The organism is Comamonas resistens (assembly GCF_030064165.1).
Taxonomy (GTDB): domain Bacteria; phylum Pseudomonadota; class Gammaproteobacteria; order Burkholderiales; family Burkholderiaceae_C; genus Comamonas; species Comamonas resistens.
In genome coordinates, this window is record NZ_CP125947.1 from 4,947,988 (window position 1) to 4,974,874 (window position 26,887).

Below are 26,887 nucleotides of genomic sequence, written 5' to 3' on the forward strand. Positions count from 1 at the left end.
GCTGTGCATTGCATCAGCGGCTTTTTTGTTTTCAAGGCATTTACAGCGCCTTGCGCAACGTGGTCGTCGGTATCTTGAGCTGCTCGCGGTACTTGGCCACGGTGCGGCGCGCGCATTCAATGCCCTGCTCCTTGAGCATATCGGCCAGCTTGGCGTCCGACAGCGGCTTCTTGGGGTCCTCGGCGTCGACAAACTGCTTGATCAGCGCACGCACGGCCGTGCTCGACGCGCTGCCGCCGGTTTCCGTGCCCAGTCCCGAGCCAAAGAAGTATTTGAGCTCGAAGGTGCCCTGGGGCGTGGCCATGTATTTGGCCGTGGTCACGCGGCTGATGGTGGACTCATGCAGGCCCAAGGCATCGGCAATATCGCGCAGCACCAGCGGGCGCATGGCCAGCTCGCCATGCACAAAGAAGTTCTTCTGCCGCTCCACGATGGCTTCGGACACTCGCTGAATGGTGTCAAAGCGCTGCTGGATGTTCTTGATGAACCAGCGCGCTTCCTGCAGGCGCTGCTGCAGCGCGGCATGGCCTTCACTGTTCTTGTGACGGCGCAGCGCATTGGCATAGATGTCGTGCACACGCAGCCTGGGCATGACATCGGGGTTGAGCTGCACGGAAAAGTCGACACGGCCCGAGCTGGAACGCACCGGCCGCACAATGACATCGGGCACCACGATCTGGCGCTCCAGATCGACAAAGCGGCGCCCGGGACGCGGCTCCAGCCGGGCGATCAAGGCCATGGCCTCGCGCAGCGCCTCTTCACGCGCACCGCACAGGCTGGCCAGCTTGCGCAGATCGCGCCGCGCCAGCAGGTCCAGGGGCTGCGCACAAATGCTTTGGGCCAGCAGCAGCTGGTTGATATGCGCCGCTGTCGTGCCTTCGTCCTCTGCATCGCGGATCAGATCGCGCAGCTGCAGCTGCAGACATTCGGCCAGATTGCGCGCGCCCACGCCCACGGGCTCTAGGCTTTGCAGCAGCTTGAGCGCGATGGCAAAGCGCTGCTCCAGCTCTTCGCGCTCTTCCAGATCATCGCCCGCCAGACTGTGTGCCAGCTCTTGCAGCGATTCTTCGAGATAGCCATCGTCGTTCAACGACTCGATCAGAAAACGCAGCGCCGCCGTATCTTCGGCTCCCAGATGCAGGCTCAGCGCCTGGCGGTGCAGAAAGTCCGTCAGGCTCTCATGTCCGCGCGCCAGATCAATGGCATCGACCTCTTCGTCGTCATCACGGTTGCGCGTGGAGCCGCTGGCCGAGGGAGCATCCCACTCGCTGCTGGCTTCGCCGCCCCATTCGCCATCCTGGCCATCCAGACCGTCGGCCTCCCAGTTCAGGCTGTCCGGGGTTTCGTTGGTGGAAGGTTCCGCTATGGATTCAGAAGCTGCTTGCGCTCTTTCCGACTCTTTTTCGGATGAATACCCATCTGAAATGTTGGACTCACGTGCGCCTGCAGCTATGTCATCAGGAGCAGCTGTGCCCGGCCCATCACCATCGAGTTCCAGAAACGGGTTGTCGACCAGCATCTGCTCGACTTCCTGCGCCAGCTCCAGCGTGGACAGCTGCAGCAGCTGAATCGATTGCTGCAGCTGCGGCGTCAGCGACAGATGCTGGGATACACGTAGCGAGAGTCCTGGCTTCATCGTGATGCGGCTCTTGCCTTCTTCTTACCAATCCACAGGCTTTTGGCAAGAACCCGATTCCGCCGCCGGGCCGCCCCAAGGCGGAATCCGGCTTCGCCGGTCAGGGCCCCCTCGGGGGGCACCCGGCGTAGGGGCAGCGCAGTACACGCAGTAACGAGCGTGGGGGCCATTGCTCACATCCTGAAGTGTTCGCCCAGGTAAACGCGGCGCACATCGGCGTTCTCCACGATTTCCTCGGGCGTGCCTTCGGCCAGCACATGTCCGTCGCTGATGATGAAAGCGTGGTCGCAGATGCCCAGGGTTTCGCGCACGTTGTGGTCGGTGATCAGCACGCCGATGCCGCGATCCTTGAGGAAGCCGATGATGCGCTGGATCTCGATCACGGCAATGGGGTCGATACCGGCAAAGGGCTCGTCCAGCAGGATGAAGCGCGGCTGCGTGGCCAGGGCACGGGCAATTTCCACGCGGCGGCGCTCGCCGCCGGACAGCGCCAGCGCCGGCGACTCGCGCAGATGATCGACGCGCAACTCCTGCAGCAGGCCCGTCAGGCGCTTTTCCACTTCGTCGCGGCTCAGCGTATGGCCTTGATCGTCTTTTTGCAGCTCCAGCACGGCGCGAACGTTGTCTTCCACGCTGAGCTTGCGAAAGATCGAGGCTTCCTGCGGCAGATAGGACAGGCCCAGGCGCGAGCGCTGGTGAATCGGCATATTGCCTACGGGGTGGCCGTCGATGAAGATCTCGCCGCCATCGCTGCGCACCAGGCCCACGATCATGTAGAACGAGGTGGTCTTGCCCGCGCCGTTGGGGCCCAGCAGGCCCACAACCTCGCCTTTTTGCACGGACAGCGAAACATCCTTGACCACCTTGCGGCTGCCATAGGACTTGGCCAGATGCTTGGCTTCGAGGCGGCTGTCGGACTCACCGCTGCGGGTGCTGTTGGAGAATGTCGGCTCGATCATTTCTTCTCGTCGGCTTTCTCGCCACCCAGCGTCATGCTCTGACGCAAAGGCGTCGCGGGCGTCGCAGGCTTGGGCTGAGCGCCTGGCGTGCCATCCTTGGGAGCCATGATGGCGCGCACACGACCGCCCTGCCCCACCGAGGAGCTGGGCAGGCCGCCGCTGGTTTTCTGACCATCGACCGTATATACGTCGGTGATGTTGTTGTAGATGATGATGGAGCCCGTGACCTGGTCACTGAGCTGGCCGCCGCGATAGCGGCGCATCTCGCCACGGCGGATGAACTTGACGATGTCGGCCTTGCCGTCGTATTCGATGGTCTCACCTTCGCCTTCGATGAACTCTTCAGGCTGGCCTGGCAAGGTGTCGCGTTTCTGGCGGAAGAAGGCCCGCTTGCCGGGCTCGGCCACAATCACGCCGTACTGGTAACCCTCGGCATCCTGGCGCACATCGAGCTGCGCGCCACGCAGCACGATGGAGCCCTTGGTCATCACCACATTGCCGGTGAAGACACTGGTCTGCTTGAGCTCGTCATGACGCAGGGCATCCGCCTCGATGTTCATGGGCTTGGCACTGTCGGCCTTTTCGGCATGGGCTATGCCAGTCGCGGCCACCAGAGCACAGGCCAGCGCAAGAGGTAGGAGTGTTTTATTCATGAGAAAAAGGCACGTTTCTTGCGTTCATTGTAGTCACTCCCCTTTCGGAAGCCCGGCAGAAATCTCAGCAATAAAAATGGCCCTCACGCTTGCCCGCTTGTGTGGCCACGGCTCACACAAGCGGGTGCCTTTGTCTTGGGACGGTCCAGGGACAAAAAAGCCCGCGCATAGGCGGGCTTGCGGGGCAGCGACCTGAAGCTCAGGCCTTGCGGCTGGAGGCGACCAGCGCGTTGACCACGCGCAGCACGTTCTCCATATTGCCGGCCTTGGTGCCGTCCGTGTAGTAACGGCCGGCCACGCCCATGGCGGGAACGCCTTCCACGTCGTACTCGTTTTGCAGTTGGGAAGCCTTGCGCACCTGGTTGCTCACGGTGAAGGAGTTGTAGACCGACTTGAACTTGGTCAGATCCACGCCTTGCTTGCCGATCCAGTCAAAGATGGCGTCGTCGTTCTTCAGGCCGTTGCGCTCCACATGGATGGCACGGAACACCTTGGCGTGCAGCTGAGGCAGCAGATTCATGCCTTCCAGCGCGAAATACAGCTTCTGCTGAGGCACGAACGAAGCGTTGAACGCCACAGGCACGCGCTGCACGACCACATCGGCAGGCTGGCTCTTGGCCCAGGCTTCGAACTGGGGCTCGAAGGCATTGCAGTGCGGGCAGCTATACCAGAAGAACTCGATGACCTCGACCTTGCCGGCCGGGGCGCTGACCGAGGCGGGCTTGCCCAGCTTGACGTAGTCCTTGCCCTCCTTGGGTGCGGCGGCCTGGGCCCAGCTAGAGGAAGCGCCCAGAGTCAGAGCACCAGCAGCAGCTGCCGAGGCAGCCATAGAAAATTCACGGCGTTTCATTCCAATAAACTCCTTGAGTTCAAGTCTGCAATATCTGAGGCGCCAGCCTCTTAAAAGTTCAACCAGCCGACAAGCGGGCCAGCCCGCTTCAGAGGCAGCGAGCAAGAGCCGCCTCGCGGCGAGGCTGCCGTCCCCCTGGGGGGAAGCGGCGAAGCCGCTCAGGGGGGAAACAACTTATTTCGCAGCCCGTACCAGCGAGGAATCCACTCCGGCACCATCGAGCTTGCCCTTGAGGGCTTCCGCATCATCGCGCTTGCCAAAGGGGCCCACCCGCACGCGGAAGATGGTGATGCCGTTTTGCTCGCGCTCGCTGATGCGCGACTCCCAGCCCAGCATGGCCAGTTTGGCGCGCTGCGCCTCGGCCTCGCTCTGGCCGCGGAAAGCTCCGGCTTGCACAAAGTAGTTGAAGGCGGAGTCGGCAGACTGCGCCGGATGGGCGGCTTGCGCCGCAGCCTTTTCGCGCTCTGCACGGGCCTTTTCGGCCTTGTCCGCCGCAGCAGAGCGCTCCTTGACCAGATCGCCCAGAGGATCACCGGTCGCGGGCTTGGTAGGCGCGACAGCGGGCGGAGCCACAGGTGTCGTCACACCACCCGTGGACGTGGGCTGGGCCGGTGTGGTGGGCGGCGTCACGGTCACGTCGCTGGGCGGCACGACCGGAGCCACGGGAGGCGGAGCAGGTTGGCGGCTTTGCAGCGGCGCGTTGGGGTCCCAGTTCTTGTTGCGTTCGGCCTCGGCCGCATCTCTTTGCGTGTTGCTGCCGCCCTTGTTCAGGAATGGCACAGGCACCTTGGTCACATAGATGGCCACAGCCAAAGCTGCGGCCAGGCCGATGACCATGCCAAAGATAAGACCGAGGATGGTGCCACCGCGTTGCTGCTTCTTCATAAGTCGCTTTGTTTACGCTTCAAGTTACATGCGCTCGGGTGCGTCCACACCCAGCACGGCCAGACCATTGTGCAGCACCTGGGCGGTGGCGGCGACCAGAGCCAGACGGGCCAGCTTGACCTTCTCGTCGTCCACCAGAATGCGCTCTGCGTCGTAGTAGCTGTGGTAGCTGGAGGCCAGATCGCGCAGGTAGAAAGTCACGTCGTGCGGGGCGTTGCCTTCGGCGGCCGCCGTCAGCATCTCGGGGTACTTGGCCAGCAGCAGCATCAGAGCCTGGGCCTGCGGGCCTTCCAGCGCCGACAGGTCCACCTCCTTGAGGGTGGGCACGCCGCCGCCGCCGGCTTCCTGCCAGGCGCGCAGCACCGACTGGATACGGGCATGGGCGTACTGCACGTAGTACACGGGGTTGTCATTGTTCTGGGCCACGGCCAGATCCACGTCAAAGGTGTACTCGGTGTCGGGCTTGCGGCTCAGCAGGAAGAAGCGCACCGCATCCTTGCTGGTCCATTCGATCAGGTCGCGCAAGGTCACGTAGGAGCCTGCACGCTTGCTGATCTTGACCTCTTCGCCATTGCGCACCACACGCACCATGGTGTGCAGCACGTAGTCAGGGTAGCCCTGGGGAATGCCCACGTCGGCAGCCTGCAGGCCGGCACGCACGCGCGCGATGGTGCCGTGGTGATCCGTGCCCTGAATGTTCACGACCTTGGTGAAGCCGCGCTTGAACTTCTGGATGTGATAGGCCACATCGGGCACGAAGTAGGTGTAGCCGCCATCCGTCTTGCGCATCACGCGGTCTTTGTCGTCACCGTAGTCGGTGGACTTGAGCCACAGTGCGCCGTCCTGCTCATAGGTCTTGCCGTTGGCGATCAGACGCTGCACGGTTTCGTCGACATAGCCGTTTTCGTAAAGGCTGGACTCCAGGTAGTACTGGTCGAACTTGAGGTTGAACGCCTGCAGATCCTTGTCCTGCTCGTTGCGCAGATAGGCTACGGCAAACTGGCGGATGTTGTCGTAATCCTCGACATCGCCATTGGCGGTGAACTCGCGGTCGTCGGCCTTGACGGTTTCCTTGTTCAGGAATGCCTGGGCGATATCGGCAATGTAGTCACCGTTGTAGAAATTCTTGGCCAGCGGGTTGTCGCTGTCGGTGGGCCAGCATTCGTCACCGGGCTTGTGTCCCTTGGCGCGCAACTGGGTGCTCTTGGTCAGCGTGTCGATCTGCACGCCCGCGTCGTTGTAATAAAACTCGCGGTGCACCCTCCAGCCCTGGGTGGCGTAGAGGTTGCTGATGGCATCGCCGATTGCGGCCTGACGGCCGTGGCCCACGTGCAGGGGACCGGTGGGGTTGGCGGAAACGAATTCGACGAGGATATTCTCGCCGCGATCGGCCTGGAAGCCGAACTGCTCGCCTTGGGCCAGTACTTCGCGCACGATCTGCTGCTTGGCTGCGGGCTTGAGGCGAATGTTCAGAAAGCCCGGACCTGCAATTTCAATAGCATCCACCCATTGCTGGAAGGGCGCCGTGGCTTCCAAAGCGGTCTTGAGCTGTTCGCCCAGAGCGCGGGGGTTGGCCTTCAGGGGCTTGGCCAGCTGCATGGCCGCCGTACAAGCGAAATCGCCATGGGCTGCCACTTTGGGGTTTTCAAACGCAGCGCGTGCGCCGGCGCCGGGCGAGAGTGTTTCGAGCTCGCCAGCCAAAGCTGCGAGCAATTCTTGTTTGACGGAAAGCATGGCGGGATTTTACGTGGCTGCCCCGATCCGCGCAGCCAAGCTGGATTGCCAGCGCGCAACAAGGCGTTGCAACGTGGCTGCCGCGCATCGCAGAAGGAGATATGCGAGCGCAGTTTTGCCTTCGGGCGTTCACATGCCGCGTGCCCAGAAGATGGCAATGACGGCGATGACTGGAATCAAATGCCCTTGCCACATCACCCATTTGCGGGTCTGCTTGACCTCTTCGGGGGCCGGCAGCTGGCCGGTGGCATCCAGCGTTTTCTTCCAGCGACGGAAGGCAAAAGTGGGCTTGAACGACAGCAGCGCGGCCACCACGAACAAAGTCATCTTGATATGAAACAGCGGCGAAGCCACATAGCCACCCATGCCTTTGACGCCCCAGATCAGGCGTGCAATGCCGGTCAGCAGCAAGACCACGGCGGCGATGCCGTAAATCATGTCCAGCCGCGCAAGGCGCTGCACAACGGCAGCACTCATCCACTCCACCCGGCACAACGCGGCCTGGCTGGTCAGGAACACCACCAAAGTCAGAATGGCCAGCAGGTGCGCGCTGGCAAGGACAGCTTCAAAAGTCATGGCTAAGCGATAGAAATGAACAAAGGGAATGCTGCCGGCGGACATTCCGTGGCAGCGACCGGTTCATTGTCTACGCTTTCAAGCCTGCTCAGGAATCCAGACCCAGGCGAAAGAATTCCGGCTGGTTGTAATGGTGCTTGAGGTAGTCGATCCACATGCGCACGCGCAGCGGCATGTGTTTGCGCTGGGGGAAAACCACGAAGATGCCATTGGGCGGTGCGGCAAAGTCTTCGAGCACCGGTACCAGACGGCCTGCGGCGATCTCGGCCTCAACTTCCCAGGTGCTGCGCCAGGCAATGCCCCAGCCGCCCAGGCACCAGTCGTGCAGAACCTGGCCGTCGGAGCAGTCCAGAGGACCACCGGGTTTGAAGTGCACGACTTCGCTGGTACCGCTTTCGGGGTGGGGAATGCGGAAGGCCCAGCCACGGGTTTGCGATGCGTCGGATGACAGCGTCAGGCAGTCATGCTGGGTCAGCTCGCTGGGGTGCTTGGGCGTGCCACGGCGCTCCAGATAGCTTGGCGTAGCCACGCACAGACGACGGTTGTCGGCGATGCGCACGCTGACCAGAGCCGAGTCGGGCAGATCGCCCACGCGTACGGCGCAGTCAAAGCCTTCGCCGGCCAGATCGACCACACGGTCGCTGAGATTCAGCGAAATCGTGACATCGGGGTGCAGATCGCGAAAACGTGGCACCAGAGGCGCCACATGGCGACGGCCAAAGCCTGCCGGGGCGGTGATGCGCAGATGACCCGTAGCCTTGACGCCGCCGGCCGAAACGCTGGCCTCTGCATTGCACACATCGGAGAGCAGGCGCTGGCAATCTTCCAGAAACGCACTGCCCTCATGGGTCAGGGAAATGCGACGCGTGGTGCGCACCATGAGCTTGACGCCCAGATGCTCTTCCAGTGCGTCAAGACGACGCCCCATGATGGCGGGGGCCACGCCCTCCGCCTTGGCGGCTGCCGTGAGGCTGCCTCGTGTGGCGACTGATACAAATGACTCAAATGCCTTGAGCTTGTCCATGACCGCTGCTCCTGTCTGTTCCTTGTTGTCTCCTGCACGACAGCCTTGCGCTATTCATCTAGCAGCACACATCGCACAAGCAGCTTTGATTCTTGAAGTATTGTTATTGGAAGTCTTGTGACCTCAATGGCTGGCCGCTATCCGTATTCATGCAACCAGTCCGCATCGCAGCAGCTTCATATAGCCTGAACATGAAGCTGCGATTTTTTATATCTTACCTAGAAGTCACAAGTCAAAATCAAATCCCTGGTATTTATATACGTTTCAATCAAAATTGAAAGAAATTTCGACACCGGCATATCGGTTATTCGTACGCGCTATGGCCTCATCTGAGAACTGGGGCTTTGCCCTATGATTTTGGGAGCGCCTTTGCATGGGCCCTGCCAGTCCGATGTCATGAGCCATTCACAACCATCTTCTATAGCCACCTCCATGACCGCATCACTGCCCGAACTGCTCGGTCAGGCCGGGCTGGGCTGCGCTCTGTGGGATGAAGAGGGCCGACTGCAACTGGCCAACCAGCGCTGGTACCAATGGTTTGACGTACAGGCCGCCACCGCCCAGGGCCAGCCTCTGCAATCGCTGCTGCATGCCCAGATCTGGCGCAGCCACGCCCAGCACTTTGCGGCTGCGGCCCAGGGTCTGGCTCAGGAATACGACGACAGCAGCACGGACGAGCTGGGCATGCAGGTGCACCAGCGCATACAGCTGCGCCCCGGCAGTGCGAATGCCACTGGCCGCCATCCCGTGCTGATGGTGATGCAGGATGTGAGCCGCGAGCACGCGCGCAGCCAGGTCATCGCCCGCCAGCGCGAGCAATTGCAGGCCCTGCACGAACAGTTGCGCAGCAGCCAGCATGCAGCGGGAGAGATGGACAAGCTGCGCACCCTGCTGGACTGGCGTACCGCCATGCTGGCCGAACACAACGAAATGCTGCAGCTGCTGTCGCACGAGATCCGCCAGCCACTGAACAATGCCTCGGCCGCGATGCAGGCAACGATGAGCGCCATCGACGGCCTGCACATACCCGAGGCGCAGCCTGCCAGCAGGGCCTTGCTGCGCGCCGAGCATGTGCTGCAGCAGGTCATTGGCACGCTGGACAACACTCTGGCAGCGGGAACTATCCTGGCCGCAGGCGGCAAAGCCGGCACCTCCAGCGAAACCGATCTGCCCACGTTGATCAAGCTGGTGCTGCATGACATTGCAGCCGATCAACGCCCGCGCATCGATGTGCAATGGCTGACCCAGCCGCGTACCGTGCAGTTGCACTCCGCGCTGATGCGGCTGACGATCCGCAATCTGCTCAACAACGCCCTGGCCTACGCGCCAGCCGACACCCGGATCACGCTGCGCATTTCGGAGTCCGACGAGCCGCTGGCCCTGATTCTGGAAGTCGCGGACCTGGGGCCGGGCATCTCCGATGCACTGCGCCCGCGCCTGTTCGACAAAGGCTCACGCGGCCACCACAGCCGTCACCGGACGGGCGCAGGCCTGGGGCTGTTCATCGTGCGCTCGGTGCTGGAATTGCACCAGGGTACAGTGCAAGCTCTGCCCAACCAGCCTCATGGCACTGTCATGCGGCTGCTCATTCCCCAAGGCCTAGCCGAATAAGAAGCGACAGACATGCTGCCTGCCACCCTCGCCCTGGTTGACGACGATACCGAGTACTGCGAATTTCTGACCCAGCATCTGCGCAGCCAGGGTGTGGAGGTCACGGCCTATGGCGACAGCAGCGACCTGCTGGCCGACGATGCCCCCTATCGCTTTGACTTCTATGTGCTGGATCTGATGCTGCCTGGCGTGGCCGGTACCGAGCTGCTGCGCATCATCCGCAAGCGCACCCAGGCGGGTGTGCTCATCGTTTCGGGCCGGCTGGGCTCCGAGGTGTTTGCCGAAGTCATCAACGCCGGGGCAGACATGTATCTGACCAAGCCCGTAACTTTCGAGCAGGTGGAACTGGCCGTGCGCGCCGTGCATCGCCGCATCATGACCACGGCCAAGACCGCCACGGCCTGGAAGCTGGACGGTCGCCGCAGCATTCTCACCGCCCCTGATGGCCAGGCCGTGGAGCTGAGTGCCACCGACCTGATGTTGATGGAGTGCTTTTTACAGGCTGGCGGCGATGTGGTCAGCCGCGACCATCTGCGCAGCCTGCTGGGCCATACCAGCGCCGCCGACTCCGACAACAGCCTGCATGCCACCATCTACCGGTTGCGCCGGCGCATCGAGAAAGTCACACCACTGGCCGTACCTCTGCAGTCACAGCAGAAAGTCGGCTATCAGTTCCGCGCGCCGCTGGTCGCTGCATGAGCGCAAGCCGGGCATAAAAAAACGGACCTCAAGGCCCGCTTCTTCCAGAGGCAAGCCGCCGGCTTACATCGCCATCTTCGATTCCACATCGGCAACCTTGCGCCGGGCCAGGGCCAAGTTGGCGCGGCCAGTGTCCAGCACGTAATAGATGAAGATGCCATTGATCTTCTCTGCAGGGCGCAGGATGTGGTACTGCTTGCCCAAGGTAATCAGAATATCTTCGATGCTGTCGTTCAGGCCCAGCAATTTCATGGTCTTGATCTTGGCACGCACCACTTCGGTGTTGCCGGCGGCAGCCAGCTCCAGGTCCACGCCAGAGCCCACGCTGCCCAACAGCATGCCGCTGTTGTAATCCACCACCGCAGCGCACAGAGCGCCGTCCAGAGTCATCAGATCCTGCAGACTTTCATTCAGGTTTGCCATCGGTAGCCTCTCAAAGAAGATTGGATTGGATGAACTTGAGCACTGTTTCTTTCGGTATGCATTGAATCAAAACAGTCACTTCTGATTCTAGATGTAAATTTATGACAAGCAAGCTCGCATTTTGCAAAGGCATGCTCCGACTCTCATGAGAGATTGGCTGCGATATCGCGTCATTTTTTGCTCATAGGCCCTTGCCGGCTAAGGGCCGTCGGCGATCAAGCTGCAATCCAGTCCGGTCGGCTTGATGCGTCTTGCCTCCTCTCAGAACAGGCCGCCGCTGGGCTCCGGTGCATCAGAACTGATCAAAATTGCGGTGCATCCGGCAATTGCAGATAAAAACATCACTAGTTATGAACGTTTTAGGTTATTTATGTACTCAAAGAATTCAAATACAGTATCCAGACATGCTGCCCATGATGGGCAATGACTCCTGAATATCTAGAGACATCAACCAGAGGTTTCCTATGACTGATCGCACACAAGTCCACGGCCTGCAAGTCGCCACCGAGCTCTACAACTTTGTGAACACCCAAGTGCTGCCCGGCACTGGCGTGGACCAGGAAGCCTACTGGAAGGGCTTTGATGCCATCGTGGCCGACCTGGCTCCCAAGAATGCAGCCCTGCTGGCCGAGCGTGATCGCCTGCAGGCCGAGCTGGACACCTGGCACAAGGCCAACCCCGGCCCCATCACCGATATGGCGGCCTATCGCCAGTTCCTGACCACCATCGGCTATCTGGTCGAGCCGCCCAAGGGTGCCAAGGCCACGACCGAGAACGTTGACGCCGAGCTGGCTATCCAGGCAGGTCCCCAACTGGTGGTGCCCATCCTGAACGCCCGCTATGCCCTGAACGCAGCCAACGCTCGCTGGGGTTCGCTGTATGACGCGCTGTACGGCACGGACGTGATCAGCGAAGAAGGCGGCGCCGAAAAGGGCAAGGGCTACAACCCCGTGCGCGGCGCCAAGGTGATCGCATTTGCACGCGACTTCCTGGATCAGGCTGCCCCTCTGGCCGCCGGTTCGCACAAGGATTCCGCTGGCTACGCCGTTGAAGGCGGCAAGCTGGTCGTGACCCTGAAGGACGGCAGCAAGACCGGCCTGAAGGACGAAGCCAAGTTCATCGGTTACCAGGGCGATGCTGCGGCGCCCAAGTCGGTGCTGCTGAAGAACAACGGTATCCACATCGACATCATCATCAACAAGGCCACGCCTATCGGTGGCTCTGACGCCGCCGGCGTGTCCGACGTGGTGGTGGAAGCCGCCCTGTCCACCATTCTGGACCTGGAAGACTCCGTGGCCGCCGTGGACGCCGAAGACAAGATCGCCGGCTACGCCAACTGGCTGGGCATCCTCAAGGGCACGCTGACCGAGTCCTTCGAAAAGGGTGGCAAGACCGTGACCCGCGGCCTGAACGCCGACCGCGAATACACCGGTGCCGACGGCAAGAGCGTGAAGCTGCACGGCCGCTCGCTGATGTTCGTGCGCAACGTGGGTCATCTGATGACCAACCCCGCCATTCTGTGGGGCGCCGAAGGCAAGGAAATCCCCGAAGGCATCATGGATGCGCTGGTGACTACTGCCATCGCCATCCATGACCTCAAGGGCAACGGCGCCAACGGCATCAAGAACAGCCGCACCGGTTCTGTCTACATCGTCAAGCCCAAGATGCACGGCCCTGCCGAAGCCGCTTTCGCCAACGAACTGTTCGGCCGCGTCGAACAAGTCCTGGGCCTGCCCGAGAACACGGTCAAGCTGGGCATCATGGACGAAGAGCGCCGCACCTCGGTGAACCTGAAGGCCGCCATCGCCGCAGCTCCTGCCCGCGTGGCTTTCATCAACACCGGCTTCCTGGACCGCACCGGCGACGAAATGCACACTGCCATGTACGCCGGCCCCATGGTGCGCAAGGCTGACATGAAGACCTGCGCCTGGCTGCCTGCTTACGAAAAGAGCAATGTGCTGGTCGGCTTGGGCATGGGCCTGCGCGGCCGCGCCCAGATCGGAAAGGGCATGTGGGCCATGCCTGACCTGATGAAGGCCATGCTGGAGCAAAAGATTGCCCAGCCCAAGGCTGGCGCCAACACCGCCTGGGTGCCATCGCCCACCGGTGCCACGCTGCACGCCCTGCACTACCACCAGGTCAACGTGGCCGAAGTGCAGCAAGAGCTGGAAAAGACCGATGCCGATGCCGCACGCGACGACCTGGTCAACGCCATCCTGCAAGTACCCGTATCCACCAACCCCAACTGGTCCGACGCTGAAAAGCAGCAGGAAGTGGACAACAACGTCCAGGGCATCCTGGGCTATGTCGTGCGCTGGATCGACCAGGGCGTGGGCTGCTCCAAGGTGCCCGACATCCACAACGTGGGCCTGATGGAAGACCGCGCCACGCTGCGTATCTCCAGCCAGCACATCGCCAACTGGCTGCAGCACGGCATCGTGACCGAAGCCATGGTTCGCGACAGCTATGCCCGCATGGCCAAGATCGTGGACGAGCAGAACGCCGGCGACCCCGCCTACAAGAGCCTGGTGGCCAACCCCGATGGCGCAGCCTACCAGGCGGCTCTGGACCTGGTCTTCAAGGGCAAGGAACAGCCTTCGGGCTACACCGAGCCTCTGCTGCACGCCTGGCGCCTGAAGGTCAAGGCCGGCGCTTAAAGCCAGCCAAGCCAGTCGCTCCTTCAATCGGAGCGGCTGGCGCATATCCTTCCTGCGATTCAGACTGATTCAAAGGTCAAATCCACCAAGGACATGCGCGAATAGCTATCAAAGATGCACTCCATGTCCGTACATCGAGTGCATTTTTCTTGGTGATTGCGGCATGCCACCTACACTGAAGCAATGTCCTCTCCTGTCACCAAGAACCAGCCCCTGGATACCAGCCTCTGCCCTCTGTGCGGCCAGGCCAACCAATGTGCCATCAGCGCTGGCCTGCCTCCCGAAAGCTGCTGGTGCATGCAGACCACAGTCTCCCAGCAAGCCTTGGCCCGGCTGCCTTCCGAGGTACGCGGCAAACGCTGCATCTGCCCGGCCTGCGCACAAGACATTCCCAGCGATTCCAACCACACCTGAGCCCCAGACACAGGTATTTTCAGCACCACAGGAGACCCTGATGCCCACCTATCACATTGAACTGTTTGAAGGCCGTACCGTCGAGCAAAAGCGCAAGCTGGTCGAAGAAGTGACCCGCGTGACCGCCGAAGTGCTGGGCAGCGCGCCCGAGTCCGTGGACATCATCATCACCGACGTCAAGCGCGAAAACTGGGCCACGGGCGGCAAGCTCTGGTCCGAGCAAGCCTGACTTATCATCGGCGCATCATTTACCAGGAGAGAACCCATGCCCACTTACCACGTTGAAATGATGGAAGGCCGCACCGTCGAGCAAAAGCGCAAGCTGGTCGAGGAAATCACCCGCGTCAGCGTGGAAGTGCTGGGCGGTTCGCCCGAATCGGTGGACATCATCATCACCGACATCAAGCGCCACGACTGGGCTACGGGCGGCAAGCTCTGGTCCGAGCGCCAGTAAGCGCCTGATCTATCGAAAGCAGCCCCGGCTGCTTTTTTCATGCCTGGGCGCCAGCTTGGGCTATAACGTTTTTTTGCTCAGAAGATGTGACGACCCCATGTGCCAGCTGCTTGGAATGAACTGCAACACGCCTACCGATGTGCGCTTTAGCTTTTCGGGCTTTACCCAGCGCGCAGGCAATACCGGCGATCACACGGACGGCTGGGGCATTGCCTTTTTTGAAGACAAAGGCCTGCGCCACTTCGTCGACCACGAGCGCGCCATCGACTCGCAGATTGCCAAGCTGATCCGCGAATATCCGATCAAGAGCCAGAACGTCATTGCCCATATCCGTAAGGCCACACAAGGCGTGGTCAGCCTGCAGAACTGCCACCCGTTTGTGCGCGAGCTATGGGGTCGCAACTGGGTGTTCGCACATAACGGCGATCTGAAGAACTTCACACCCAAGCTGCACGGTCACTTCCAGCCCGTGGGCAACACAGACAGCGAACAAGCCTTCTGCTGGATCATGCAGGAGCTATCGAAGTCCCATGCCGCCCTGCCCAGTATCGAAGAGCTGACACACACCCTGCGCGAGCTCGCAGCCAAGATCTCGCCCCATGGCACGTTCAACTTTCTGCTCTCCAACGGCGAAGCACTGTGGGCTCATGCGACCACACATCTTTGCTATATCGAGCGGCAGCACCCGTTTACCCAAGCCCAGCTGTCCGATGAGGACCTCAGTGTGGACTTCTCACGTGAGACCACGCCCCAGGACAAGGTGGCCATCATCGTCACTGCGCCACTGACCCAGAATGAGCAATGGACGTCCTTCCAGACGGGCGAGCTGCGGGTGTTCGTGAACGGGCAGGCAGCACCATTTTGAAAAATCTCAATCCTTGACCCAATAAAAAGAGAGCGCCTAGCGCTCTCTTTTTATGGATTTCCGGTATTTTTACAGCCGCAATGCTTTGACAGCCTGCGCAAAGCGCTCCTCGTTTTGAAGCACCCAATAAAAAACCCCGTAGTCATATGACTACGGGGTTTTTCTCTGTAAGAGCCTGACGATGACCTACTTTCACACGGGAACCCGCACTATCATCGGCGCAAATTCGTTTCACTGTCCTGTTCGGGATGGGAAGGAGTGGTACCAAATCGCTATGGTCATCAGGCATAAACTTTTTGTCGGATCGATCGCTTGGGCATTAACTTCTTAATCCCTTACTCTCTCTCCAACGAATTCATAGAGTCTTCTATCAGCTTTTCGATTGCGCCATCACTTGGCATAACTTGAACGATCTTTCGATCCATTCCGTCTTCATTTTCTGAGCTTCAACCCAAAGTTATAGGGTCAAGCCGCACGGGCAATTAGTACTGGTTAGCTTAACGCATTACTGCGCTTCCACACCCAGCCTATCAACGTCGTGGTCTACAACGACCCTTCAGGGGGCTCAAGGCCCCGGCAGATCTCATCTTGAAACGAGTTTCCCGCTTAGATGCTTTCAGCGGTTATCTCTTCCACACTTAGCTACCCTGCGATGCCACTGGCGTGACAACAGGTACACCAGAGGTGTGTCCACTCCGGTCCTCTCGTACTAGGAGCAGGCTTCCTCAAATCTGCAGCGCCCACGGAAGATAGGGACCAAACTGTCTCACGACGTTTTAAACCCAGCTCACGTACCTCTTTAAATGGCGAACAGCCATACCCTTGGGACCGACTACAGCCCCAGGATGAGATGAGCCGACATCGAGGTGCCAAACACCGCCGTCGATATGAACTCTTGGGCGGTATCAGCCTGTTATCCCCAGAGTACCTTTTATCCGTTGAGCGATGGCCCTTCCATACAGAACCACCGGATCACTATGTCCTGCTTTCGCATCTGCTCGACTTGTCAGTCTCGCAGTTAAGCACGCTTATGCCATTGCACTATCGTCACGATGTCCGACCGTAACTAGCGTACCTTCGAACTCCTCCGTTACGCTTTGGGAGGAGACCGCCCCAGTCAAACTGCCTACCATGCACTGTCCCCGATCCAGATAATGGACCTAGGTTAGAACCTCAAACGCACCAGGGTGGTATTTCAACGTTGGCTCCATGCGATCTAGCGACCGCACTTCAAAGCCTCCCACCTATCCTACACAGATCCGTTCAAAGTCCAATACAAAGCTACAGTAAAGGTTCATGGGGTCTTTCCGTCTTTCCGCGGGGAGATTGCATCATCACAAACATTTCAACTTCGCTGAGTCTCAGGAGGAGACAGTGTGGCCATCGTTACGCCATTCGTGCAGGTCGGAACTTACCCGACAAGGAATTTCGCTACCTTAGGACCGTTATAGTTACGGCCGCCGTTTACTGGGACTTCAATCAAGAGCTTGCACCCCATCATTTAATCTTCCAGCACCGGGCAGGCGTCACACCCTATACGTCCACTTTCGTGTTTGCAGAGTGCTGTGTTTTTATTAAACAGTCGCAGCCACCAATTTTTTGCAACCCCTTTTAGCTCCGTTTGTTCAACTTCACTGACTTGGGGTACACCTTCTCCCGAAGTTACGGTGTCAATTTGCCGAGTTCCTTCTCCTGAGTTCTCTCAAGCGCCTTAGAATACTCATCTCGCGCACCAGTGTCGGTTTGCGGTACGGTCGTCAATAGCTGAAGCTTAGTGGCTTTTCCTGGAAGCAGGGTATCACTCACTTCGTCTGCAAGCAGACTCGTTATCACCCCTCATCTCAGCCTGGCGGATTTGCCTACCAGGCACGACTACAGGCTTGAACCAACATATCCAACAGTTGGCTGAGCTAACCTTCTCCGTCCCCACATCGCACTATTGATCGGTACAGGAATATTGACCTGTTTCCCATCAGCTACGCATCTCTGCCTCGCCTTAGGGGCCGACTCACCCTACGCCGATGAACGTTGCGTAGGAAACCTTGCGCTTACGGCGAGGGGGCTTTTCACCCCCTTTAACGCTACTCATGTCAGCATTCGCACTTCTGATACCTCCAGCATCCGTTACCAGACACCTTCACAGGCTTACAGAACGCTCTCCTACCACGCACAGTAAACTGTGCATCCGCAGCTTCGGTAACTGGCTTAGCCCCGTTACATCTTCCGCGCAGGACGACTCGATCAGTGAGCTATTACGCTTTCTTTAAATGATGGCTGCTTCTAAGCCAACATCCTGACTGTTTTAGCCTTCCCACTTCGTTTCCCACTTAGCCAATTTTAGGGACCTTAGCTGGCGGTCTGGGTTGTTTCCCTCTTGAGTCCGGACGTTAGCACCCGGTGCTCTGTCTCCCAAGCTGTACTCGTCGGTATTCGGAGTTTGCATAGGTTTGGTAAGTCGCCATGACCCCCTAGCCTAAACAGTGCTCTACCCCCGACGGTAATACTTGAGGCACTACCTAAATAGTTTTCGGAGAGAACCAGCTATTTCCAAGTTTGTTTAGCCTTTCACCCCTATCCACAGCTCATCCCCTAATTTTGCAACATTAGTGGGTTCGGACCTCCAGTACCTGTTACGGCACCTTCATCCTGGCCATGGATAGATCACTTGGTTTCGGGTCTACACCCAGCGACTAGTCGCCCTATTCGGACTCGATTTCTCTTCGCCTCCCCTATTCGGTTAAGCTTGCCACTGAATGTAAGTCGCTGACCCATTATACAAAAGGTACGCCGTCACCCCGAAGGGCTCCGACTTTTTGTAAGCATACGGTTTCAGGATCTATTTCACTCCCCTCCCGGGGTTCTTTTCGCCTTTCCCTCACGGTACTGGTTCACTATCGGTCGATGATGAGTATTTAGCCTTGGAGGATGGTCCCCCCATATTCAGACAGGGTTTCTCGTGCCCCGCCCTACTTGTCTGCAGCCTAGTACCACCGATCGGTTTTCACATACGGGACTATCACCCACTATGGTCGGCCTTTCCATGCCGTTTTGTTAACCGATCGACTATCACTGCAAGGCTCTTCCGAATTCGCTCGCCACTACTATCGGAATCTCGGTTGATGTCTTTTCCTCTGGGTACTTAGATGTTTCAGTTCTCCAGGTTCGCTTCGCATACCTATGTATTCAGTATGCGATACCTCTTGCGAGGTGGGTTCCCCCATTCAGAAATCTCCGGATCAAAGCTTATTTGCCAGCTCCCCGAAGCTTATCGCAGGCTATCACGTCTTTCGTCGCCTATCATCGCCAAGGCATCCACCATATGCTCTTAGTCACTTGACCCTATAACTTTGATGCCTCTTGCGAAGCACAAAGCTCTAGATTTCAAAGACTGGTGAGGTCTTGCACCTCACGCGTTATGCCGTAATGTGAATATCTTTGGCTGCATCTTTCAATGCAGCTTAGAGAATATTCGTCATTACTAGATAATTTCGCATTCGCAAAATATCTGTTTTGACGCAATCAAAATGTTGCTGGCGGCACGGTGCGAATATCTTTCGATTTCGCTTTCCACCAGCAACGCTGATTTCGACTCTATGAATTTTTAAAGAACAGCCTATTGAGATGTATCTCAATACAAAAGCAGTCTGACGCAGACTGCTTTTGTATTGGGAAGCCTTCGATTGTAGCACTTTTAGTGCGCCGTTTTTGGTGGAGGATGACGGGATCGAACCGACGACCCCCTGCTTGCAAAGCAGGTGCTCTCCCAGCTGAGCTAATCCCCCGGGATCCTTCTCACCAGACATTGGAATTTTTGGTGGGTCTAGTTGGGCTCGAACCAACGACCCCTGCGTTATCAACACAGTGCTCTAACCAGCTGAGCTACAGACCCATTCCAATTCCTCGCCCCTCTCGAATTGCTTCGATCAGTGCCAGGCCTTGGCTTGTTCCAACAACCGATAAGTGTGGACGTTCAATTTTAAGCAGCGTTTTTCCAGAAAGGAGGTGATCCAGCCGCACCTTCCGATACGGCTACCTTGTTACGACTTCACCCCAGTCACGAACCCCGCCGTGGTAAGCGCCCTCCTTGCGGTTAGGCTACCTACTTCTGGCGAGACCCGCTCCCATGGTGTGACGGGCGGTGTGTACAAGACCCGGGAACGTATTCACCGTGACATTCTGATCCACGATTACTAGCGATTCCGACTTCACGCAGTCGAGTTGCAGACTGCGATCCGGACTACGACTGGCTTTATGGGATTAGCTCCCCCTCGCGGGTTGGCAACCCTTTGTACCAGCCATTGTATGACGTGTGTAGCCCCACCTATAAGGGCCATGAGGACTTGACGTCATCCCCACCTTCCTCCGGTTTGTCACCGGCAGTCCCATTAGAGTGCTCAACTGAATGTAGCAACTAATGGCAAGGGTTGCGCTCGTTGCGGGACTTAACCCAACATCTCACGACACGAGCTGACGACAGCCATGCAGCACCTGTGTTACGGTTCTCTTTCGAGCACGAAACCATCTCTGGTAACTTCCGTACATGTCAAAGGTGGGTAAGGTTTTTCGCGTTGCATCGAATTAAACCACATCATCCACCGCTTGTGCGGGTCCCCGTCAATTCCTTTGAGTTTCAACCTTGCGGCCGTACTCCCCAGGCGGTCAACTTCACGCGTTAGCTTCGTTACTGAGTCAGTTAAGACCCAACAACCAGTTGACATCGTTTAGGGCGTGGACTACCAGGGTATCTAATCCTGTTTGCTCCCCACGCTTTCGTGCATGAGCGTCAGTGCAGGCCCAGGGGATTGCCTTCGCCATCGGTGTTCCTCCGCATATCTACGCATTTCACTGCTACACGCGGAATTCCATCCCCCTCTGCCGCACTCTAGCCTTGCAGTCACAATGGCAGTTCCCAGGTTGAGCCCGGGGATTTCACCACTGTCTTACAAAACCGCCTGCGCACGCTTTACGCCCAGTAATTCCGATTAACGCTTGCACCCTACGTATTACCGCGGCTGCTGGCACGTAGTTAGCCGGTGCTTATTCTTACGGTACCGTCATGACCCGAGGATATTAGCCTCAGGCTTTTCGTTCCGTACAAAAGCAGTTTACAACCCGAGGGCCTTCATCCTGCACGCGGCATTGCTGGATCAGGCTTGCGCCCATTGTCCAAAATTCCCCACTGCTGCCTCCCGTAGGAGTCTGGGCCGTGTCTCAGTCCCAGTGTGGCTGGTCGTCCTCTCAGACCAGCTACAGATCGCAGGCTTGGTAAGCCTTTACCCCACCAACTACCTAATCTGCCATCAGCCGCTCTAGTAGCACAAGGCCCGAAGGTCCCCTGCTTTCATCCGTAGATCTCATGCGGTATTAGCCACTCTTTCGAGTAGTTATCCCCCACTACTAGGCACGTTCCGATGTATTACTCACCCGTTCGCCACTCGCCACCAGACCGAAGTCCGTGCTGCCGTTCGACTTGCATGTGTAAAGCATGCCGCCAGCGTTCAATCTGAGCCAGGATCAAACTCTATAGTTCGATCTTGAATTTAAAGTCTTTCGACTGCTCATTCACTTGACGGAAATCAGAAGATAAATCTTCTTTATTACTGTTTTTGTGAACGTTTGATAACTCCGAAGAGTTTGTTCCGTAGAACTGGCTGCTTGCCACCAAACGCCCACGCTTATCGGCTGTATTTTTTTAAGGAACCGAGACAAAATCAGCCAAAACCAATTTCAAATCTCGTTGCTTGCTGCGATCAGCGAAGCCTTGCATTGTAGCACAGTTTTCACGGCGCTTTTAGAACGCTTTTGCGTTTTCTTCTCACACCTCTTGCCGAAGAGAGAGAAGAAAACGCCTGGCGTGAGCCAGGCGTTTTGGCGTAAGAGCCTGACGATGACCTACTTTCACACGGGAACCCGCACTATCATCGGCGCAAATTCGTTTCACTGTCCTGTTCGGGATGGGAAGGAGTGGTACCAAATCGCTATGGTCATCAGGCATAAACTTTTTGTCGGATCGATCGCTTGGGCATTAACTTCTTAATCCCTTACTCTCTCTCCAACGAATTCATAGAGTCTTCTATCAGCTTTTCGATTGCGCCATCACTTGGCATAACTTGAACGATCTTTCGATCCATTCCGTCTTCATTTTCTGAGCTTCAACCCAAAGTTATAGGGTCAAGCCGCACGGGCAATTAGTACTGGTTAGCTTAACGCATTACTGCGCTTCCACACCCAGCCTATCAACGTCGTGGTCTACAACGACCCTTCAGGGGGCTCAAGGCCCCGGCAGATCTCATCTTGAAACGAGTTTCCCGCTTAGATGCTTTCAGCGGTTATCTCTTCCACACTTAGCTACCCTGCGATGCCACTGGCGTGACAACAGGTACACCAGAGGTGTGTCCACTCCGGTCCTCTCGTACTAGGAGCAGGCTTCCTCAAATCTGCAGCGCCCACGGAAGATAGGGACCAAACTGTCTCACGACGTTTTAAACCCAGCTCACGTACCTCTTTAAATGGCGAACAGCCATACCCTTGGGACCGACTACAGCCCCAGGATGAGATGAGCCGACATCGAGGTGCCAAACACCGCCGTCGATATGAACTCTTGGGCGGTATCAGCCTGTTATCCCCAGAGTACCTTTTATCCGTTGAGCGATGGCCCTTCCATACAGAACCACCGGATCACTATGTCCTGCTTTCGCATCTGCTCGACTTGTCAGTCTCGCAGTTAAGCACGCTTATGCCATTGCACTATCGTCACGATGTCCGACCGTAACTAGCGTACCTTCGAACTCCTCCGTTACGCTTTGGGAGGAGACCGCCCCAGTCAAACTGCCTACCATGCACTGTCCCCGATCCAGATAATGGACCTAGGTTAGAACCTCAAACGCACCAGGGTGGTATTTCAACGTTGGCTCCATGCGATCTAGCGACCGCACTTCAAAGCCTCCCACCTATCCTACACAGATCCGTTCAAAGTCCAATACAAAGCTACAGTAAAGGTTCATGGGGTCTTTCCGTCTTTCCGCGGGGAGATTGCATCATCACAAACATTTCAACTTCGCTGAGTCTCAGGAGGAGACAGTGTGGCCATCGTTACGCCATTCGTGCAGGTCGGAACTTACCCGACAAGGAATTTCGCTACCTTAGGACCGTTATAGTTACGGCCGCCGTTTACTGGGACTTCAATCAAGAGCTTGCACCCCATCATTTAATCTTCCAGCACCGGGCAGGCGTCACACCCTATACGTCCACTTTCGTGTTTGCAGAGTGCTGTGTTTTTATTAAACAGTCGCAGCCACCAATTTTTTGCAACCCCTTTTAGCTCCGTTTGTTCAACTTCACTGACTTGGGGTACACCTTCTCCCGAAGTTACGGTGTCAATTTGCCGAGTTCCTTCTCCTGAGTTCTCTCAAGCGCCTTAGAATACTCATCTCGCGCACCAGTGTCGGTTTGCGGTACGGTCGTCAATAGCTGAAGCTTAGTGGCTTTTCCTGGAAGCAGGGTATCACTCACTTCGTCTGCAAGCAGACTCGTTATCACCCCTCATCTCAGCCTGGCGGATTTGCCTACCAGGCACGACTACAGGCTTGAACCAACATATCCAACAGTTGGCTGAGCTAACCTTCTCCGTCCCCACATCGCACTATTGATCGGTACAGGAATATTGACCTGTTTCCCATCAGCTACGCATCTCTGCCTCGCCTTAGGGGCCGACTCACCCTACGCCGATGAACGTTGCGTAGGAAACCTTGCGCTTACGGCGAGGGGGCTTTTCACCCCCTTTAACGCTACTCATGTCAGCATTCGCACTTCTGATACCTCCAGCATCCGTTACCAGACACCTTCACAGGCTTACAGAACGCTCTCCTACCACGCACAGTAAACTGTGCATCCGCAGCTTCGGTAACTGGCTTAGCCCCGTTACATCTTCCGCGCAGGACGACTCGATCAGTGAGCTATTACGCTTTCTTTAAATGATGGCTGCTTCTAAGCCAACATCCTGACTGTTTTAGCCTTCCCACTTCGTTTCCCACTTAGCCAATTTTAGGGACCTTAGCTGGCGGTCTGGGTTGTTTCCCTCTTGAGTCCGGACGTTAGCACCCGGTGCTCTGTCTCCCAAGCTGTACTCGTCGGTATTCGGAGTTTGCATAGGTTTGGTAAGTCGCCATGACCCCCTAGCCTAAACAGTGCTCTACCCCCGACGGTAATACTTGAGGCACTACCTAAATAGTTTTCGGAGAGAACCAGCTATTTCCAAGTTTGTTTAGCCTTTCACCCCTATCCACAGCTCATCCCCTAATTTTGCAACATTAGTGGGTTCGGACCTCCAGTACCTGTTACGGCACCTTCATCCTGGCCATGGATAGATCACTTGGTTTCGGGTCTACACCCAGCGACTAGTCGCCCTATTCGGACTCGATTTCTCTTCGCCTCCCCTATTCGGTTAAGCTTGCCACTGAATGTAAGTCGCTGACCCATTATACAAAAGGTACGCCGTCACCCCGAAGGGCTCCGACTTTTTGTAAGCATACGGTTTCAGGATCTATTTCACTCCCCTCCCGGGGTTCTTTTCGCCTTTCCCTCACGGTACTGGTTCACTATCGGTCGATGATGAGTATTTAGCCTTGGAGGATGGTCCCCCCATATTCAGACAGGGTTTCTCGTGCCCCGCCCTACTTGTCTGCAGCCTAGTACCACCGATCGGTTTTCACATACGGGACTATCACCCACTATGGTCGGCCTTTCCATGCCGTTTTGTTAACCGATCGACTATCACTGCAAGGCTCTTCCGAATTCGCTCGCCACTACTATCGGAATCTCGGTTGATGTCTTTTCCTCTGGGTACTTAGATGTTTCAGTTCTCCAGGTTCGCTTCGCATACCTATGTATTCAGTATGCGATACCTCTTGCGAGGTGGGTTCCCCCATTCAGAAATCTCCGGATCAAAGCTTATTTGCCAGCTCCCCGAAGCTTATCGCAGGCTATCACGTCTTTCGTCGCCTATCATCGCCAAGGCATCCACCATATGCTCTTAGTCACTTGACCCTATAACTTTGATGCCTCTTGCGAAGCACAAAGCTCTAGATTTCAAAGACTGGTGAGGTCTTGCACCTCACGCGTTATGCCGTAATGTGAATATCTTTGGCTGCATCTTTCAATGCAGCTTAGAGAATATTCGTCATTACTAGATAATTTCGCATTCGCAAAATATCTGTTTTGACGCAATCAAAATGTTGCTGGCGGCACGGTGCGAATATCTTTCGATTTCGCTTTCCACCAGCAACGCTGATTTCGACTCTATGAATTTTTAAAGAACAGCCTATTGAGATGTATCTCAATACAAAAGCAGTCTGACGCAGACTGCTTTTGTATTGGGAAGCCTTCGATTGTAGCACTTTTAGTGCGCCGTTTTTGGTGGAGGATGACGGGATCGAACCGACGACCCCCTGCTTGCAAAGCAGGTGCTCTCCCAGCTGAGCTAATCCCCCGGGATCCTTCTCACCAGACATTGGAATTTTTGGTGGGTCTAGTTGGGCTCGAACCAACGACCCCTGCGTTATCAACACAGTGCTCTAACCAGCTGAGCTACAGACCCATTCCAATTCCTCGCCCCTCTCGAATTGCTTCGATCAGTGCCAGGCCTTGGCTTGTTCCAACAACCGATAAGTGTGGACGTTCAATTTTAAGCAGCGTTTTTCCAGAAAGGAGGTGATCCAGCCGCACCTTCCGATACGGCTACCTTGTTACGACTTCACCCCAGTCACGAACCCCGCCGTGGTAAGCGCCCTCCTTGCGGTTAGGCTACCTACTTCTGGCGAGACCCGCTCCCATGGTGTGACGGGCGGTGTGTACAAGACCCGGGAACGTATTCACCGTGACATTCTGATCCACGATTACTAGCGATTCCGACTTCACGCAGTCGAGTTGCAGACTGCGATCCGGACTACGACTGGCTTTATGGGATTAGCTCCCCCTCGCGGGTTGGCAACCCTTTGTACCAGCCATTGTATGACGTGTGTAGCCCCACCTATAAGGGCCATGAGGACTTGACGTCATCCCCACCTTCCTCCGGTTTGTCACCGGCAGTCCCATTAGAGTGCTCAACTGAATGTAGCAACTAATGGCAAGGGTTGCGCTCGTTGCGGGACTTAACCCAACATCTCACGACACGAGCTGACGACAGCCATGCAGCACCTGTGTTACGGTTCTCTTTCGAGCACGAAACCATCTCTGGTAACTTCCGTACATGTCAAAGGTGGGTAAGGTTTTTCGCGTTGCATCGAATTAAACCACATCATCCACCGCTTGTGCGGGTCCCCGTCAATTCCTTTGAGTTTCAACCTTGCGGCCGTACTCCCCAGGCGGTCAACTTCACGCGTTAGCTTCGTTACTGAGTCAGTTAAGACCCAACAACCAGTTGACATCGTTTAGGGCGTGGACTACCAGGGTATCTAATCCTGTTTGCTCCCCACGCTTTCGTGCATGAGCGTCAGTGCAGGCCCAGGGGATTGCCTTCGCCATCGGTGTTCCTCCGCATATCTACGCATTTCACTGCTACACGCGGAATTCCATCCCCCTCTGCCGCACTCTAGCCTTGCAGTCACAATGGCAGTTCCCAGGTTGAGCCCGGGGATTTCACCACTGTCTTACAAAACCGCCTGCGCACGCTTTACGCCCAGTAATTCCGATTAACGCTTGCACCCTACGTATTACCGCGGCTGCTGGCACGTAGTTAGCCGGTGCTTATTCTTACGGTACCGTCATGACCCGAGGATATTAGCCTCAGGCTTTTCGTTCCGTACAAAAGCAGTTTACAACCCGAGGGCCTTCATCCTGCACGCGGCATTGCTGGATCAGGCTTGCGCCCATTGTCCAAAATTCCCCACTGCTGCCTCCCGTAGGAGTCTGGGCCGTGTCTCAGTCCCAGTGTGGCTGGTCGTCCTCTCAGACCAGCTACAGATCGCAGGCTTGGTAAGCCTTTACCCCACCAACTACCTAATCTGCCATCAGCCGCTCTAGTAGCACAAGGCCCGAAGGTCCCCTGCTTTCATCCGTAGATCTCATGCGGTATTAGCCACTCTTTCGAGTAGTTATCCCCCACTACTAGGCACGTTCCGATGTATTACTCACCCGTTCGCCACTCGCCACCAGACCGAAGTCCGTGCTGCCGTTCGACTTGCATGTGTAAAGCATGCCGCCAGCGTTCAATCTGAGCCAGGATCAAACTCTATAGTTCGATCTTGAATTTAAAGTCTTTCGACTGCTCATTCACTTGACGGAAATCAGAAGATAAATCTTCTTTATTACTGTTTTTGTGAACGTTTGATAACTCCGAAGAGTTTGTTCCGTAGAACTGGCTGCTTGCCACCAAACGCCCACGCTTATCGGCTGTATTTTTTTAAGGAACCGAGACAAAATCAGCCAAAACCAATTTCAAATCTCGTTGC

The 26,887-nt window shown here is 56.9% G+C and carries 16 protein-coding genes, 4 tRNA genes and 6 rRNA genes; 7 read left to right on the top strand and 19 right to left on the bottom strand.

All coding sequences use genetic code 11. The features are described from left to right. Positions 1-40 precede the first annotated feature (40 nt). The 8 genes from QMY55_RS23130 to QMY55_RS23165 all read right to left on the bottom strand — a co-directional run bounded on the left by QMY55_RS23130 (position 41) and on the right by QMY55_RS23165 (position 8,317). On the bottom strand, positions 41-1,636 hold the full coding sequence (locus QMY55_RS23130) for an RNA polymerase factor sigma-54 (RefSeq protein WP_283486437.1): 1,596 nt from the start codon (positions 1,634-1,636) through the stop codon (positions 41-43). A gap of 173 nt (positions 1,637-1,809) precedes the next feature. Next, entirely contained in the window at positions 1,810-2,595 is a 786-nt protein-coding gene (gene lptB / locus QMY55_RS23135) for an LPS export ABC transporter ATP-binding protein (protein WP_283486438.1), read from the bottom strand. Continuing rightward, a complete protein-coding gene (gene lptA / locus QMY55_RS23140) occupies positions 2,592-3,248 on the bottom strand; it encodes a lipopolysaccharide transport periplasmic protein LptA (protein WP_283486439.1) in 657 nt (218 codons plus the stop codon). The genes lptB and lptA overlap by 4 nt, the downstream gene beginning before the upstream one ends. Positions 3,249-3,447: 199 nt before the next feature. Beyond that, positions 3,448-4,098 carry a thiol:disulfide interchange protein DsbA/DsbL gene (locus tag QMY55_RS23145; RefSeq protein WP_283486440.1) on the bottom strand — a complete coding sequence of 217 codons (651 nt, stop codon included), beginning with the start codon at positions 4,096-4,098 and terminating at the stop codon, positions 3,448-3,450. 174 nt (positions 4,099-4,272) lie between these two features. Beyond that, entirely contained in the window at positions 4,273-4,983 is a 711-nt protein-coding gene (locus QMY55_RS23150) for an SPOR domain-containing protein (protein ID WP_283486441.1), read from the bottom strand. A 24-nt stretch (positions 4,984-5,007) separates the two neighbouring features. Beyond that, positions 5,008-6,717 (bottom strand): arginine--tRNA ligase, encoded by a 1,710-nt coding sequence (gene argS / locus QMY55_RS23155; RefSeq protein WP_283486442.1) that lies wholly within the window; start codon positions 6,715-6,717, stop codon positions 5,008-5,010. A 129-nt stretch (positions 6,718-6,846) separates the two neighbouring features. Beyond that, entirely contained in the window at positions 6,847-7,293 is a 447-nt protein-coding gene (locus QMY55_RS23160) for a DUF2214 family protein (protein ID WP_283486443.1), read from the bottom strand. 88 nt (positions 7,294-7,381) lie between these two features. Beyond that, positions 7,382-8,317 (bottom strand): LysR family transcriptional regulator, encoded by a 936-nt coding sequence (locus QMY55_RS23165; RefSeq protein WP_283486444.1) that lies wholly within the window; start codon positions 8,315-8,317, stop codon positions 7,382-7,384. Positions 8,318-8,749: 432 nt separating this feature from the next. Between QMY55_RS23165 and QMY55_RS23170 the strand changes: the two genes are divergently transcribed. Continuing rightward, the gene (locus QMY55_RS23170; protein ID WP_283486445.1) at positions 8,750-9,928 is read left to right on the top strand and encodes a sensor histidine kinase; all 1,179 of its coding nucleotides are present in this window, start codon (positions 8,750-8,752) and stop codon (positions 9,926-9,928) included. 12 nt (positions 9,929-9,940) lie between these two features. Continuing rightward, a complete protein-coding gene (locus tag QMY55_RS23175; protein WP_283486446.1) occupies positions 9,941-10,627 on the top strand; it encodes a response regulator transcription factor in 687 nt (228 codons plus the stop codon). 63 nt (positions 10,628-10,690) lie between these two features. On the opposite strand, the gene QMY55_RS23180 is transcribed toward QMY55_RS23175, so the two are convergent. After that, complete coding sequence (locus tag QMY55_RS23180) at positions 10,691-11,050, bottom strand: hypothetical protein (RefSeq protein ID WP_283486447.1); 360 nt, start codon at positions 11,048-11,050, stop codon at positions 10,691-10,693. A gap of 464 nt (positions 11,051-11,514) precedes the next feature. Between QMY55_RS23180 and QMY55_RS23185 the strand changes: the two genes are divergently transcribed. The 5 genes from QMY55_RS23185 (at position 11,515) to QMY55_RS23205 (ending at position 15,440) form a co-directional block, all read left to right on the top strand. After that, positions 11,515-13,707, top strand: a complete 2,193-nt coding sequence (locus QMY55_RS23185) for a malate synthase G (protein ID WP_283486448.1) — start codon at positions 11,515-11,517, stop codon at positions 13,705-13,707. A gap of 183 nt (positions 13,708-13,890) precedes the next feature. Continuing rightward, positions 13,891-14,121 carry a cysteine-rich CWC family protein gene (locus tag QMY55_RS23190; RefSeq protein WP_283486449.1) on the top strand — a complete coding sequence of 77 codons (231 nt, stop codon included), beginning with the start codon at positions 13,891-13,893 and terminating at the stop codon, positions 14,119-14,121. A 40-nt stretch (positions 14,122-14,161) separates the two neighbouring features. Beyond that, positions 14,162-14,350, top strand: a complete 189-nt coding sequence (locus QMY55_RS23195) for a 4-oxalocrotonate tautomerase (protein ID WP_283486450.1) — start codon at positions 14,162-14,164, stop codon at positions 14,348-14,350. A 6-nt stretch (positions 14,351-14,356) separates the two neighbouring features. After that, entirely contained in the window at positions 14,357-14,575 is a 219-nt protein-coding gene (locus QMY55_RS23200) for a 4-oxalocrotonate tautomerase (RefSeq protein ID WP_283489046.1), read from the top strand. Between the two features lie 97 nt (positions 14,576-14,672). Next, positions 14,673-15,440 carry a class II glutamine amidotransferase gene (locus tag QMY55_RS23205; protein ID WP_283486451.1) on the top strand — a complete coding sequence of 256 codons (768 nt, stop codon included), beginning with the start codon at positions 14,673-14,675 and terminating at the stop codon, positions 15,438-15,440. A gap of 173 nt (positions 15,441-15,613) precedes the next feature. Here QMY55_RS23205 and rrf (QMY55_RS23210) read toward each other — a convergent pair. The 10 genes from rrf (QMY55_RS23210) to QMY55_RS23255 form a co-directional block, all read right to left on the bottom strand. Further along, positions 15,614-15,726, bottom strand: a 5S ribosomal RNA gene (rrf, locus tag QMY55_RS23210). 175 nt (positions 15,727-15,901) lie between these two features. Then, positions 15,902-18,779 (bottom strand): 23S ribosomal RNA (locus tag QMY55_RS23215). Between the two features lie 367 nt (positions 18,780-19,146). Continuing rightward, a tRNA-Ala gene (locus QMY55_RS23220) sits at positions 19,147-19,222 on the bottom strand. A 30-nt stretch (positions 19,223-19,252) separates the two neighbouring features. Then, positions 19,253-19,329 (bottom strand) — tRNA-Ile (locus tag QMY55_RS23225). A 106-nt stretch (positions 19,330-19,435) separates the two neighbouring features. Then, positions 19,436-20,970: ribosomal RNA gene (locus QMY55_RS23230) — 16S ribosomal RNA — on the bottom strand. Between the two features lie 349 nt (positions 20,971-21,319). Continuing rightward, positions 21,320-21,432 (bottom strand): 5S ribosomal RNA (rrf, locus tag QMY55_RS23235). Positions 21,433-21,607: 175 nt separating this feature from the next. Next, a 23S ribosomal RNA gene (locus QMY55_RS23240) occupies positions 21,608-24,485 on the bottom strand. 367 nt (positions 24,486-24,852) lie between these two features. Continuing rightward, positions 24,853-24,928: transfer RNA gene (locus tag QMY55_RS23245), tRNA-Ala, on the bottom strand. Positions 24,929-24,958: 30 nt separating this feature from the next. Next, positions 24,959-25,035: transfer RNA gene (locus tag QMY55_RS23250), tRNA-Ile, on the bottom strand. Between the two features lie 106 nt (positions 25,036-25,141). Further along, positions 25,142-26,676, bottom strand: a 16S ribosomal RNA gene (locus QMY55_RS23255). The 16S, 23S and 5S rRNA genes sit together here with 4 tRNA genes alongside, the layout of an rRNA operon. Positions 26,677-26,887 lie beyond the last annotated feature (211 nt).